Below are 13,102 nucleotides of genomic sequence, written 5' to 3'. Positions count from 1 at the left end.
TTTGTGACCGCATGCAACGTTACCAGCGGGTGACGTATCTTTTGCAGAATCAAATCGTTGTAACGATGTGCCCAGGCAAAGAATACGTCGCAGCACGCTAGCAGCCGAACTGCTGAAAAGCATGGCCTTATAACGCTAACAAGAGCTTTCAGCCTTACGTGAACAGGAAAAAAACAATGAGTACCCCACAAATCGGTCGTCTCACGACCTCGCCTCAGCAGGCGGCCTCACGGCCGGTGCTGAGGCAATTGCTTATGACGACCACCCTGGCGCTTGGCGTATCGAGCACCGGTGCGATGGCGCAGACGATCGGCAATCCGGACGCCGCCCGCCACCTGGAGCCGCTGCCGGACTGGCAGTTCACGACCGATGACATCGATCCCGCTGATAATACGGCGACATCGACAGGAGATGGCTGGACGCAGGTCAACCTACCCCATACGTGGAACGCGCAGGATGGCAGCGAGGGCGGCGATAATTATTATCGCGGCGACGGCTTCTACCAGACCACGTTCGAGGTCACCGATGATCTGGGCGACCGGCGCGTGTTCGTGCAGGTCGGCGCGGCGAATGAGATCGCCGAGGTCTTCGTCAACGGCACGAGTGTGGGAACCCATGCCGGCGGCTACAGCGCATTCCGGTTCGATGTGACCGATGACCTGGTGCCGGGCGAAAACCGTATCGTGATCCAGGTGAACAACGCCCCACACCGGCTCGCCCCGATCGATGCAGATTTCACGTTTTTCGGTGGGCTCTACCGCGACGTGGCCCTGGTCGAGGTCGCACCGGTCCATGTCGATCTAACCGATTTCGGCGGTCCCGGCGTCTATCTGACGACCCAGGACATCAGCCCGGAGGAGGCTACTGTCGAGGCTCGGATCAAACTGGCCAACGACGGTGCGGATGACGCCACCGTTACCCTGCGTACCCAGGCGCGCGACGATACGGGCACGGTTGTCGCAGAGAGTGAGGCCACCGTCACGCTGGCCGCGGCGCAAAAGCAGGAGCAGGTGCTTGATCTCAAGATCGATCAGCCGCGGCTGTGGCAGGGACGGGCGGATCCTTATCTCTACAGCGTCGTCACCACGGTGGTCGATGCCGAAGGACACGTACTGGACGAGGTGACGGAACCGCTCGGCATCCGAGAGATCAGGATTGACCCGCAGGAAGGCTTCCTGCTGAACGGTGAATCGGTGCCCTTGCGCGGCGTCAGCTATCATCAGGACGTCGAAGACGGCGGATTTGCCGCAACCGAGGAGCAGAAGCGCCGCGATTTCGACATCATGGACGAACTCGGTGCCAATGCCGTCCGCCTGGCGCATTACCAGCACAGCCGCAGCGTCTACGACCTGGCTGACGAATTCGGGATGGTGACCTGGGCGGAGGTTCCGGTGATCAGCGAGGTCGACCTGACCGACGCCTATGCCGAGAACGCCCGGCAGCAGATGCAGGAGCTTGTGCGCCAGAACTACAACCATCCCTCGATCGCGGTCTGGGGTATCTGGAACGAGGTCTCGCTGCAAAGCGACAGTGACGTCTCCTCCTTGCTGACCGAGCTAAACGCGCTGGCCAAGTCCGAAGACCCGTCGCGGCCGACGACCGCCGCCGTTCTGGGGCGTCTTGGCTCCGATGAGCCGGTAATGAACGTCACGGATACCGTCGGCCAGAATCTCTATTTCGGCTGGTATTACGGCAATCCGACCGGCGATCTGGGTGCCTGGCTGGATGAGCTGCATGCGGCTGCGCCCGAACTCCCCATCGGGGTCAGCGAGTACGGCGCGGGTGCCGGCCCTTCGATCCAGTCCGAGACGCCGTTCCAGCAGGACCACACCGAAACCTATCAGGCCAACTACCACGAAGAAGCCTACCTCCAGATGAAGGAGCGGCCCTGGCTCTGGTCCACGTTCGTCTGGGCGATGTTCGATTTCGCCTCCGACGGCCGCGACGAAGGCGAAGCTCCCGGCATCAACGACAAGGGGCTCGTGACGCGCGACCGCGAGACACGCAAGGATGCCTTCTACTGGTATCAAGCCAACTGGAGCGAGGATCCGGTCCTTCATCTCACCGGCAAGCGACTCATCGAACGTCAGCGCGGCAATACCACGGTCAAGGTCTATTCGAATCTGCCGCAGGCCGAGCTTTTCCTGAACGGTGAGTCGATGGGCGTCGTCGAAACCCCTGACAGCCGCCGTCTGACCTGGAACATCGAGCTGGCCTCTGGCACCAACAGCGTCGAGGTGGTCGCCGAGGTCGATGGTGACACCATGACGGATACGGCAGAGTGGGAACTGGTCACCAACGACGACACGCTGCTGACATCGGGCGTCATCGCCGTCGATGGTATTCAGGACCGCGTACTGAACCTGCCCTACGACACTGACGTCGACGACATGCAGACCCTGTTCGATCTACCTTTCGGGGCGCGCTTCGATTTCGGCGATCGCGCGGGTGACGCGCCGCTGTCCGTCGACGATACCTTTGACGTGGTGGCACAGAATGGGGACCGGCGCACCTACACCATCGACGAAGGCGCGCTCTCCGTCGCGCGACGCGTTCAGGCCAACCGCGAAGGCGTTGGTCGCGGCCTGCCGGACGGCCCGGCGACCTTTGCCGTGGACGGTAAAGCGGACTTCGTGACTGACATGTCGGAAGGCGGTTACTGGCACACCCGCGACGTCCTGCCAATACCCGCCTGGATCAAGGTCGACCTTGGGTCCGAGTACTATGTGGATACCGTCGAGACGAGCTGGTTTGATCCGTCCTCCTCGGTTGAAGGCACGGGGTTGCTGACGTACAAAATCGATACTGCCCCGCAGGAAGAGCGTAGCTTCGCGGTCTTTAACGAGACGTACGAGCCGGTCATCGATACACGCGATACAACGGAATCTGGAAAGACGGAGGACGACATTGACCGGGTTGCGCGCTACGTCCGTGTCACTATCCAAAGCTCCGATTACTACATGATGCGCGGTGGAGAACCGTTCCAGAACAAGGGGCTGACAGAACTGTCCGTTCTTGGCGGGCTAATCCACTCCGACGAGGTGGAGATCGACTATCGCGCCAAAACGATTCAAGCGGGGTCCCGGTCCGTCGAGGAAGTCGCGGCGCAGCTTGAGACCGTGAGTGACGACGACCAGGTCACCGTCGAGGACGGTGCCATCGTGGTCACCGCGGCGGATGGCCTGCGGCGTGAAAGATACGACGTGATCTCGAACTAAGGCCTGAGGCGCCGGATAGGTGCGGCCCTTGCCCTGCCGGGCAAGGGCCGTTTTCGTCAGGTACGGTTTGCCTGTGCCATCAGGCGATGAAAAAGAGGGTCGCTGTGTAGCGCCAGGCGCTACACCAAACGCCCCCGACCGTTAGCGCGGTCGGGGGCATTTTTTTAAAGGCGCATGCCCCTCCCGTACGTTAGGCGGGTTATGCTTTTAAACCGCTATTCCCATGAGCCAATGTGTACACGCCAGTGGATTCGATATGATTAAAAAAACATCGCTGCTTGCCTCTCTCGCGCTGCTGGCTGGCGGCGCCAGCCTCGATGCTCAGGCCGCCGAAACCGACATGCTCGGCTATATTCCGGCCAACGCCCCCTACTTCATGGCCACGCGGGAAACGCTGGACCAGCAGGAGGTGTTCGCGTTTTATCAGCGCACGATGCTGCTGGGCGACGGGCTCGAGCGGGATCTGGAAGCGCTTCGCGAGCAGAGGCGAAATGAACCCAACGAGCAGGCGCAGGCCTTTTTGTCGCTTGTGATCGCACTCGGCGAAGAGTTCGAGGACATTGACACGCTGGAGGACGTTCACGCCCGCGGTATCAACGTGTCGCCGAACGTCGCGCTTTACGGGCTGGGCATTCTGCCGGTGATGCGCTTCGAGCTGGAAGACGACGCGGCGTTTCGCGACACTTTCGAGCGGGTGGTCGAGCGGGCGGGGCTTACGCCGCGCATCGGCCGCGTCGAGGGCACCGACTACTGGCGGATCACACCGGAAGACGACGTCGAACTCATGCTCGCCATCGTCGACGGCCAGGCGCTGGTTTCCTTGATACCAGGTGATGCCAGCGACGAGCTGCTCGCTCAGATACTCGGCAAGCGCCTGCCGGATGAAAGCATGGAGGAGTCCGGCGAGATTGCCGAGATCGAACGCAGCTACGGCTTCACGCCGCTGGGTACGGGGCAAATCCGTACCGCGCGGGTGTTGAGTGAACTCGGCTCGCCCCGCCATCCCGCGACGCGCGCACTACTCGACGCCCTTGGCGAGGAGCCGCTGGACCTTACCGCCTGCCAGGCCGATATCGACCGCTTGACCGGGCGCTTTCCCGGCCTGACGGTGGGCTCGCGCGCGTACGATTTACGGGGCCGTACGGAGGTCAACATGATCGTGCAAACCGATGAGGAGGTCGTGCGTGACCTTCGCCGGTTGGTGACGCCGGTGCCAGGGCTCGGCCAGCGGGATGGATTGGCAAGCTTTGGGCTGGGGCTCGACCTATCGGTGCTTTTGGAGCTCGTGGATACCTACGCGCGCCAAATTCGCGAGGCGCCGTTTAGCTGCGACGAGCTCCAGCAGCTCAACACCCTGTGGGACGAGACCAGCGCGCTGACCAGTGACCCGATGGCGATGATGATTGCCCCGGCGCTTTCCGGGCTCAATGCGCGTATCGACCGGCTCTACCTTGCCAAGGGCGGCCCCATGGCCACGGGGCTTTTGACCCTGGCGTCATCGAATCCCATGACGCTATTGGAAAACGCCGCCGCCTTTTTGCCCGAACTCAGCGAGGTGATGCTCACGCCCAACGGCGAACCCCGGCGACTCAAGAGCCGCCAATTGCCTGCGCAGGTATCGACCCTTTACGCGGCGATGTCGGACTCGGCGCTGGCCCTGGGCGTTGGCCTCGATGACCCGTCAACGCTGACAAACGGACTACAGGCGCCGGTCGCCGATGACGACCTGCTGCTGAATATCTTCGCGACCGGTGATCTTTACACGGCTTTGGCGGATCTGCTGATCAAATCGCCGCAGGAGGACGTCTCGGAAGAGGACATCGCTCAGCTCAAACATTACGGGGAGATATACGACAGCCTGGAAGTGCGGGTATCGGTCGGTGATGAAGGGCTTGAAACGAGCTTTGCCATGGATATGGCCGATTGAGTGGGTTTGAAACGCCCGGTTCGTGAACGCCTGGTGTAGAAAGCAAAACAGGGGCCCGAGGGCCCCTGTTTAATATCCTGACGAATGTCGTTACTTCTTCTTGGCGGCGTCTTTCAGCTCACCTTTACCTTTTTGCGCTTCGCCTTTGGCCTGCTGAGCGTGGCCCTTGGCTTCGGTCTTGTCGCTGCCGGTGACTTTACCCACGGCTTCCTTCACTTTGCCAGCGGCCTTGTTAGCGGCACCTTTCGCTTTGTCTTCGTTTGAATTTGACATGATGATTACCTCTAATCCGTTAGTAGGAAATACACTGCATGCGAGGAAGACGTCGTTGTCTATCAGCAGTGCAGGTATTTCTTAGAGTAGACGGTGCGAAAAAAGTTGCCTCAATTTCTTTTTGGCAGCGCCGTGGCCGTCCATGCATTGAGCAATGAGTGAAGGCAGGCCATGACCATCAGCGTCACCGCGAGGGCTACGAACATGGAGGAGAACCGATAAAGGGCACTGTAAACAAGGTCCTGGCTTGGCCCGAGCGACTGACCGAACAAAATGCCCAGCGTCGTCATCCCGCCAAACCCGACGCCGGAGCCACCGGCCTCGCGCACGTGTTCGCGGGCGAACAGCATCAACCCCAACCAGTAGATCACGATCACCAGCAAAAAGTGGTGGCTCTGGGAGTAAAGCAAAAGCTGGATCAACAGCGCCATGTTGCAGCCCAGGAGCGTACCGATGATTCGTCTGATCGAGGAGACCTGGGCCCCGGCGTAGCCCATGGCAAACAGCACCAACACCGTCGCCATCTGCGCGGAGAGCGAATCGCGCAGATCGAAGGTTTGAAATACGACGAACGATAGCGTCGCGGTAATGCCGCCCAGCAGGGTTTCGTGGCGAATCTGCGCGGCGGTTTTCTCCACTCGTGGCGGCGGCTGGCGCGGCGAGACGTCGGGAAAGAGCGTGTGCATGAGCATGGCGATGATCACCGCCAGCACGCTCGCTAAAAGGTTCGCCCCCAAAAGCTCGCTCAAATCCACGCCTGGATAGCTTGCAAAGTGCAGCAGAACGCTGAGCGTGACCACGCCGTTGGCCCCGTACAGAAACAGCGGCCCCTTCGCCATCAGGTTGAAGCGAAACAAGAAGATACCCAGCACCACCAGCGTCATCACCACCGGCATGTGCTGCAAAAGGCCGATGATCAGGCTGACCTCGACCACGTTGAAAGCGGCGTTGCCTAGAAACTGGCGAATGATCCCGGCATTGAGCAGCGGCACCATGCCGAGTAGAAACATCGGAAACACGGTAAAGAAGACGCCATAGTTCCAGCCCATCAGCTTGCTGATCACAAAGCCAATCGTGGCCCCACCGGCGACGCGAAGGCACTGACGCAGGCCGTTTTCATCGAGGATCGCCGCTCGGGCGCCTTTCGCCGGCGGGCTTTCACCGCGTTTTCTACGCCAGGGCGTGATCGACCAGACGCGCCAGCGGCTCGTGCGGCTCTGGCCGGTCGATGCGCCTTCCGGAGAGGTCTCCAGATCGCTCGTGCCGGTGGGCTCGGTCGGCTCAGTAGACATAGTGCAGCCAGCTGATCAGGTGTACCTGCAGCCAGGCAAACGGATGCGCCAGCGTATGTTCGCCGGGGAGAAGCTGAACGCTTGCCCGCGCGCCGCTCGGGGGCATCTCCTCCAGCGGCGCATCGAGTGCCACGTGCAGGCGCAGGCGCTGGGCATCGCGCACCCAGCGATCAGATGTGGGAATATCCGCAAGCTGACCGTTGGCGCTGACCTGGCCCTCACGCACGCCGGCATCCAGCGCCGTGACGTGGCCTGCGAAAATATGGCCGGGCAGCGCGTCCAGTACGACCTTCGCTTCGTCACCCACGCGCACGTGGCGCAGGCTCTTTTCGCGAAAGTCCGCCACGATGTCCACGCCGCCTCCGACCAGTGCCAGCACCGGCTGGCCCGCCTGGACGTAGTCGCCGGCCTGAAGCTGCAAATTGGTGACCTGCCCCGCCTCCAGAGCGCGCACCTCGGTGCGCTCCAGGTTCAATTGGGCGTTGGCCAGCGCGTTGCGCGCCTGGCGCAGGCGCAGGTTGGCATCTCCCTCCTCGCCAAGCTGCGCTTCAAGGCTCGTAATCTTCGCTTCGGCGGCGCGCACGTCGGCGTTGGCGGTGTTCGCCGCCGATACTCGCTGCTCGTACTGCTGGCGCGAAATGCTCTGGCGCCCCACCAGCGACTGCGCGCGCTCGCGCTCACTGTTGAGCTCGCTGGCGTTTGCCTGGGCTGCGCTTAGCGAGGCCCGCGCCGCGGCCAGGTCAGCCTGCAGCCGGTCGTTCTCCTGGGCGGCCTGTTCGACATCGAGCTGCGCTTTCTCCACCGCGATCTCGTAGGGGGCGGCGTCGAGGCGAAACAGTACGTCGCCCTTGTCGACGTGCTGATGATCGCGAACGACGACCTCGACCACCGGCGCGCTCAGCTCCGGGGCGATACGCGTGACCGGACGCATGATGCGCGCCTGCGGGGTCAGCGGCATGAAACTGTCGGCCACCATGAAATAGACGAACAAAAGGGCAAAGGCAGCCAGGGCTACCCTTACCCATCGGGTAAAGCGCTGATCGGGAGACATCGGGATTCACTCGTCAAAAAACCCCGGCGTGGACGGGGTCTGTTCAAATAATACCTTAGTCTACACCATAATTAGCGTGCTAACAATGTGCTCGACTGTTCGTTCGCCCATTAAAAAGCCCCACGCGAAAGTGGGGCTTGCCGCTTTGGCGCTTTTTCATCGCCCCGATTAAAAACGGTAGCGAAGCCCCAGGCTCAGGGCGTCAAAATCGTACTCCGACGGGCTCAGGTACCGCATCAGGTCGGCGTTCAGCGCGAAGGTATCGTTGATATCGACCTCGGCCCCGCCTCAAACGAGATACCGTCGTCGCGGCCGCTGCCAAAGCCGTCCGCCATTGGCGGGGCCTGAGCATTGCCCCCCGTCAACGAACTTTCGAAAGGCCGAGAATCACGATTCCGCCGACCACGACGGCGCCACCCAATAGCTGCACCGGCCCGAGCGTTTGCCCTAGTACGAAGTAGCCAAACACCAGCGAAGCGACGGGTTCGATGTTCATGACCGGGGCGTTGCGCGCCATGTCCAAACGCGGCACGCATATCAAGAGCGTTGAGAACCCCGCGCCGTACAAAAGCGCCAGCAGCGAAAGCCCGACCCAGCCTTGGCTGTTTTCCGGCAAGCTCATGCCGCCGGGCACCACCCCAAGCGCCGCGCCAATGATCATTGCCACAAACACCGTCTGCATGGTCAGCAGGCTTCGAAGCGTACTGCCCACACCCGCCAAGCGATGCTCGGTGATCCAAAGCGCGCTCGAAAACACGAAGGCCGAAAGAAGCCCCAGGGCGATGCCCAGCGCCCACTCGCTGCCGAGCGTTTCGGCCTGAATCAGCCAGGCAGGGATATCCAGTACGACCAGAAGCCCGAGCAAAATGGTGCCCATGATCACGCACTGCCTGAGCGAGGGGCGCGCCCCGCCCAGCGCCCAGGTGAGCAGCGCCAGCTGAATGGGGAAGGTGTTGGCAAGCAGCAGCGCGATCACCACGGGGAGCCTGGCGACCGCGGAGTAGAGCGCGAGGCTTTGAATGGTGATCAAGCACCCCACCGCAAGCTGCCAGGGCCAAGCGGCCTTGGGTAGCCACAGCCGTTTTCGCTTGACTGCCACCAGCGTCAGCAAAATGGTGCAGGCCACGCCCGAGCGCGTGAGGATTGCCAGTAACAGCCCGGTGCCGTTATCGAAGGCGAGCCGCGCAGAGACGTGATTGGCCGCGAACGCGCAGGCCACCGTAACCAGCAGCGCCAGGGCCAGCTTGCGCGGCAACGGGGAAGAGAGCGAAGACATAGCGAAGAGTCGCCTCAGGGTCAGTAATCGGGAGATGAAACTCGCCATGTTACAGGGTTAGCCGCGGCGCAACAGCGCAGAATCACAGCGAACCGGCATGATCGAGTAAGCGGGCCTGCAGATCGCGCTCGGGTGATGCCATCCAGTGGCGCAGGTGCGGCACTGGTCAGCGAGACTCGAGTAGGCCTGTGTACCCAAAGAAAAACGCCCAAAGGTAAAACCCTTGGGCGTTTTTTAGTGCAGGTGATGATCGCGTGACCTAGGCCAGCGGTACCACTGCCTCGAGTACCATTACCAGGCTCATGGCGGTGATCGTCAGAATCGAGACCCCGAAGACCTGCTTGGCCCAGCGCACGTCATCGGTCAGGCGATAGCCGCGAAGCGCGAGGTAGAGCCAGTAGCAGCCCATCACCAGCGCCACGCAGAGATAGCCAAGGCCCGCTTGACTTGCCAATCCCAGTGCCAACGAGGCGGGAATGAACGCCACGATGTAGCCCAGGATGTGATGCTTGGCGGTTTTGATGCCGCGCACCACCGGCAATACCGGAATCGATGCCCGCTGATAGTCCGCGTAGCGAAAGATCGCAATGGCGTAGGAGTGCGGCATCTGCCACAGGCAGAAAATCACCAAAAGCGCGATCGCGCCGCTGTCGAACGTGCCGGTCACCGCGCAGTACCCCACGACCGGCGGCATCGCGCCGGAAAGGCTGCCTACCAGCGTGCCGTACTCGGAGTGGCGCTTCATGTAGAGGCTATAAATGCCCACATAAACGCCCCAGCCGATCACGGCCAGCGCCACGGTCAACCCGTTGGTGCCCAGCGCCAAACACACCACACCGCAAACGCCCAGAAGCGCCGAGAGCCCCAGCGCTTGGGTGATCGACACGCTGCCGCGAACCAGCGGGCGATGGCGCGTGCGCGCCATCAAAGCGTCGATATCCCGGTCGATTACATTGTTGCAAGCACAGGCTGACCCAATGATCAGCGCGATGCCAAGCAGCACGGCGGCGAAGGTCACCAGATCGAACTGCCCCTGAGCGGCCAGGAAGTAGCCCCCGATGGCGGCAATCAGATTGCCGCCGATGATACCGGGTTTGGTCAGTTCCAGCAGATCCTGCCGCCGGCTAGGCATCGTGGTTAGCCGATCATCATGTTGATGTGCAGATGATGCATGATCCACAGGGAGCCTCCTACCACGAGGGCGAGAATAGAGACAGTGAACACGAAGGACATCATGCCCCACCCTTCGTCCGACTTGGTGTTCAGGTGCATGAACATGACCAGCTGAACGAGCATCTGCATCACGGCCGTGATCACGATGATCCAGACCGTCACCGGCGTGCTGAACAGCCCCATCATGACCGCCCCGAAGGGAATGATCGTCAGTACCAGCGACAGGATCAGACCCAGTACGTAGGACTTGGTAGAGCCGTGATCGGCCGACGGTTGGCTAGAAGAAGAACTCATCTCAAAGCACTCCCATCAGGTAGACGAAGGAGAAGACGCAGATCCAGACGATGTCCAAAAAGTGCCAGAACAGGCTCAAGCACAGAATGCGCGGACGCGTCGCAGGATTGATGCCCTTGGTCTGAAGCTGAACCAGCATTACCAGAATCCAGATCATGCCGAAAGTCACGTGCAGGCCGTGAGTGCCGACCAGCGTGAAGAACGCCGACAAGAACGCGCTGCGATCCGGACCGTAGCCTTCATGAATCAGATGATGGAATTCGTAGAGCTCCATGCCCAAAAACATCAAGCCCAGTACGAACGTGACGATCAGCCACATCTTCACCTGGCCGACACGGTTGGCGTTCATTGCCAGAACGCCCATGCCGAAGGTGAAACTACTGATCAAAAGCGCAAAGGTGCCGAACAGGATCAGCGGCAGCTCGAAGATATCAGCGCCGCTCGGCCCGCCTGCCGTGCCCTTCATGAGCACGGCGTAGGTGGCGAACAACGTGCCGAAGATCACCAGGTCACTCATCAGGTAGACCCAGAAGCCGAATACTTTCGTACCCGCTACGTCATGATGATCATGATCGTGGTGTTCATCGGCATGGGCGCCATGGTGCATTGTATCTGTCGCCATTACGAATGTGCCTCCAAACGCTTGAGGTGCGCCTGCTCGATCCGTTCGACTTCGGCGGCCGGCACGTAGTAGTCAATGTCGTCGTTGAACACGCGCGCGAGGAAGCTCACCAGCGTACCCACGGCGCCGACGATCGCCAGCCACCAGATGTGCCAGATCATCGCAAAACCAAAGATCATGGCGAAGACACTGATGATCGGGCCAGCCCAGGTGTTCTTCGGCATGTGGATGTCCTGGTAGTCCTTCTCTTCAGCCTGCTCGATGCCACGCTGCTTTTGCGTCCAGAAGCTGTCGATATCACCGACCACTGGCTCGTGCGCGAAGTTGTAGAACGGGGGCGGTGAAGAGGTGGACCACTCGAGCGTACGGCCATCCCACGGGTCGCCGGTCACATCCTGGTTCTGCTTGCGGTCACGAATACTGACGTAGAACTGAATGATGGTACACGCGATACCACAGGCGATCAGCACCGAACCGACCCAAGCCACGATCATCCAGGGCTGCCATTCGGCGTTCGGGTAGGACTGCATGCGGCGCGCCGCACCGTAGAAGCTCAGCACGTAAAGCGGCATGAACGCGGTGTAGAAACCGGTGATCCAGAACCAGAAGGAGCGTTTGCCCCACTTCTCGCTCAGCGTGAAGCCGAAGGCTTTCGGGAACCAGTAGGTCAGACCCGCCAGCATGCCGAATACAACGCCGCCGATGATCACGTTATGGAAGTGCGCGATAACGAACAGGCTGTTGTGCAGCACGAAGTTCGCCGCCGGCAGCGCCAGCATGACACCGGTCATACCACCCAGAGTGAAGGTGATGATGAAGCCCAGCGTCCACAGCACCGGCGAAGTCAGCTCCAGACGACCGCGGAAGATGGTGAAGATCCAGTTGAAGACCTTAACCCCGGTCGGAATGGCGATGATCATCGTCATGATGCCGAAGAAGGCGTTAACGTTGGCCCCTGCCCCCATGGTGAAGAAGTGGTGCAACCAAACGATGAACGACAGCACGGTGATCGCAACCGTTGCCCAAACCATGGTGTGGTAGCCAAACAGACGCTTACGCGCAAAGGTCGCGATGACTTCAGAAAAGACACCGAACGCCGGCAGAATCAGGATGTAAACTTCCGGGTGACCCCACGCCCAGATCAAGTTGACGTACATCATCACGTTGCCGCCAAGCTCGTTGGTAAAGAAGTTCATACCAAAGTAGCGGTCGAGCGTTAGTAGCGCGATGGTCGCGGTCAGAATCGGGAACGAAGCGATGATCAACACGTTGGCGCACAGGGCAGTCCAAGTGAAGATCGGCATGCGGAACAGCGTCATGCCTTTGGTACGCATCTTCAGGATGGTGACGAAGAAGTTGATACCGGTCAGCGTCGTACCGATACCGGATATCTGTAGTGCCCATATCCAGTAATCCACGCCGACCCCGGGACTGTACTCTATTCCCGATAGTGGCGCGTAGGCCAACCAACCGGTCTTGGCGAACTCGCCCAGTACCAGTGAAACGTTGATCAAAACCGCCGACACGGCGAACAGCCAGAAGCTCAGGTTGTTCAAGAACGGGAAGGCAACGTCGCGCGCGCCAATCTGTAGCGGTACGACCAGGTTGATCAAACCGATGACCATCGGCATCGCCACGAAGAAGATCATGATCACGCCGTGGGCGGTGAAGATCTGGTCGTAGTGATCCGGCGGCAAAAAGCCCATCGAGCCGCCAGCGGCCAGCGCCTGCTGACTACGCATCATGATGGCGTCGGCGAAGCCGCGCAGCAGCATGACCAGGGCCACGATGAAGTACATGATACCGAGTTTTTTGTGGTCTACCGAAGTGAACCACTCATTCCAGAGCCAGCCCCACTTACGAAAGTAAGTCAGTGCGCCTAACAGCGCGATGGCTCCCACAATCATTCCCAAACCCACGACCACAATAATAGGATCGTGTAAGGGGATTGCTTCTAAGCTTAATTTACCGAACAC

Annotated in this window: 10 protein-coding genes; 2 read left to right on the top strand and 8 right to left on the bottom strand. The window is 60.5% G+C overall.

Annotated elements, in window-relative coordinates:
- Nucleotides 1-176: 176 nt before the first annotated feature.
- Together OCT39_RS04515 and OCT39_RS04510 are read left to right on the top strand one after the other, a co-directional pair.
- Nucleotides 177-3,218 (top strand): glycoside hydrolase family 2 protein, encoded by a 3,042-nt coding sequence (locus OCT39_RS04515; protein ID WP_263586504.1) that lies wholly within the window; start codon nucleotides 177-179, stop codon nucleotides 3,216-3,218.
- Between the two features lie 256 nt (nucleotides 3,219-3,474).
- Nucleotides 3,475-5,145: a hypothetical protein gene (locus OCT39_RS04510; RefSeq protein WP_263586503.1), complete on the top strand. Its 1,671-nt coding sequence runs from the start codon at nucleotides 3,475-3,477 to the stop codon at nucleotides 5,143-5,145.
- Between the two features lie 90 nt (nucleotides 5,146-5,235).
- On the opposite strand, the gene OCT39_RS04505 is transcribed toward OCT39_RS04510, so the two are convergent.
- The 8 genes from OCT39_RS04505 to cyoB form a co-directional block, all read right to left on the bottom strand.
- The gene (locus OCT39_RS04505; RefSeq protein WP_263586502.1) at nucleotides 5,236-5,418 is read right to left on the bottom strand and encodes a CsbD family protein; all 183 of its coding nucleotides are present in this window, start codon (nucleotides 5,416-5,418) and stop codon (nucleotides 5,236-5,238) included.
- 110 nt (nucleotides 5,419-5,528) lie between these two features.
- Nucleotides 5,529-6,710: a DUF2955 domain-containing protein gene (locus tag OCT39_RS04500; RefSeq protein ID WP_263586501.1), complete on the bottom strand. Its 1,182-nt coding sequence runs from the start codon at nucleotides 6,708-6,710 to the stop codon at nucleotides 5,529-5,531.
- Complete coding sequence (locus tag OCT39_RS04495) at nucleotides 6,700-7,761, bottom strand: HlyD family secretion protein (RefSeq protein ID WP_263586500.1); 1,062 nt, start codon at nucleotides 7,759-7,761, stop codon at nucleotides 6,700-6,702. The genes OCT39_RS04500 and OCT39_RS04495 overlap by 11 nt, the downstream gene beginning before the upstream one ends.
- A 361-nt stretch (nucleotides 7,762-8,122) precedes the next feature.
- Complete coding sequence (locus OCT39_RS04490) at nucleotides 8,123-9,037, bottom strand: EamA family transporter (RefSeq protein WP_263586499.1); 915 nt, start codon at nucleotides 9,035-9,037, stop codon at nucleotides 8,123-8,125.
- A gap of 259 nt (nucleotides 9,038-9,296) precedes the next feature.
- Nucleotides 9,297-10,217, bottom strand: coding sequence for a heme o synthase (gene cyoE / locus OCT39_RS04485; RefSeq protein WP_263586498.1), 921 nt, complete (start codon nucleotides 10,215-10,217; stop codon nucleotides 9,297-9,299).
- Entirely contained in the window at nucleotides 10,175-10,504 is a 330-nt protein-coding gene (cyoD, locus tag OCT39_RS04480; protein ID WP_252106560.1) for a cytochrome o ubiquinol oxidase subunit IV, read from the bottom strand. The genes cyoE and cyoD overlap by 43 nt, the downstream gene beginning before the upstream one ends.
- Nucleotide 10,505: 1 nt before the next feature.
- Nucleotides 10,506-11,126: a cytochrome o ubiquinol oxidase subunit III gene (cyoC, locus tag OCT39_RS04475; RefSeq protein ID WP_263586497.1), complete on the bottom strand. Its 621-nt coding sequence runs from the start codon at nucleotides 11,124-11,126 to the stop codon at nucleotides 10,506-10,508.
- A complete protein-coding gene (gene cyoB / locus OCT39_RS04470; RefSeq protein WP_263586496.1) occupies nucleotides 11,126-13,102 on the bottom strand; it encodes a cytochrome o ubiquinol oxidase subunit I in 1,977 nt (658 codons plus the stop codon). Before cyoB ends, cyoC begins: the two co-directional genes overlap by 1 nt.

It is taken from the genome of Halomonas sp. GD1P12, assembly GCF_025725645.1.
Classification (GTDB): domain Bacteria; phylum Pseudomonadota; class Gammaproteobacteria; order Pseudomonadales; family Halomonadaceae; genus Vreelandella.
Note: the sequence above shows the minus strand (reverse complement) of the source record. Positions and strands in the feature narration are given on the sequence as shown.

Bases quoted from the DNA above. Each gene is read 5' to 3' on its own strand.
- OCT39_RS04505 (WP_263586502.1), bottom strand. From the start codon at position 5,418: ATGTCAAATTCAAACGAAGACAAAGCGAAAGGTGCCGCTAACAAGGCC.
- OCT39_RS04515 (WP_263586504.1), top strand. From the start codon at position 177: ATGAGTACCCCACAAATCGGTCGTCTCACGACCTCGCCTCAGCAGGCG.
- cyoC (WP_263586497.1), bottom strand. From the start codon at position 11,126: ATGGCGACAGATACAATGCACCATGGCGCCCATGCCGATGAACACCAC.
- OCT39_RS04490 (WP_263586499.1), bottom strand. From the start codon at position 9,037: ATGTCTTCGCTCTCTTCCCCGTTGCCGCGCAAGCTGGCCCTGGCGCTG.
- OCT39_RS04500 (WP_263586501.1), bottom strand. From the start codon at position 6,710: ATGTCTACTGAGCCGACCGAGCCCACCGGCACGAGCGATCTGGAGACC.
- OCT39_RS04510 (WP_263586503.1), top strand. From the start codon at position 3,475: ATGATTAAAAAAACATCGCTGCTTGCCTCTCTCGCGCTGCTGGCTGGC.
- cyoD (WP_252106560.1), bottom strand. From the start codon at position 10,504: ATGAGTTCTTCTTCTAGCCAACCGTCGGCCGATCACGGCTCTACCAAG.
- OCT39_RS04495 (WP_263586500.1), bottom strand. From the start codon at position 7,761: ATGTCTCCCGATCAGCGCTTTACCCGATGGGTAAGGGTAGCCCTGGCT.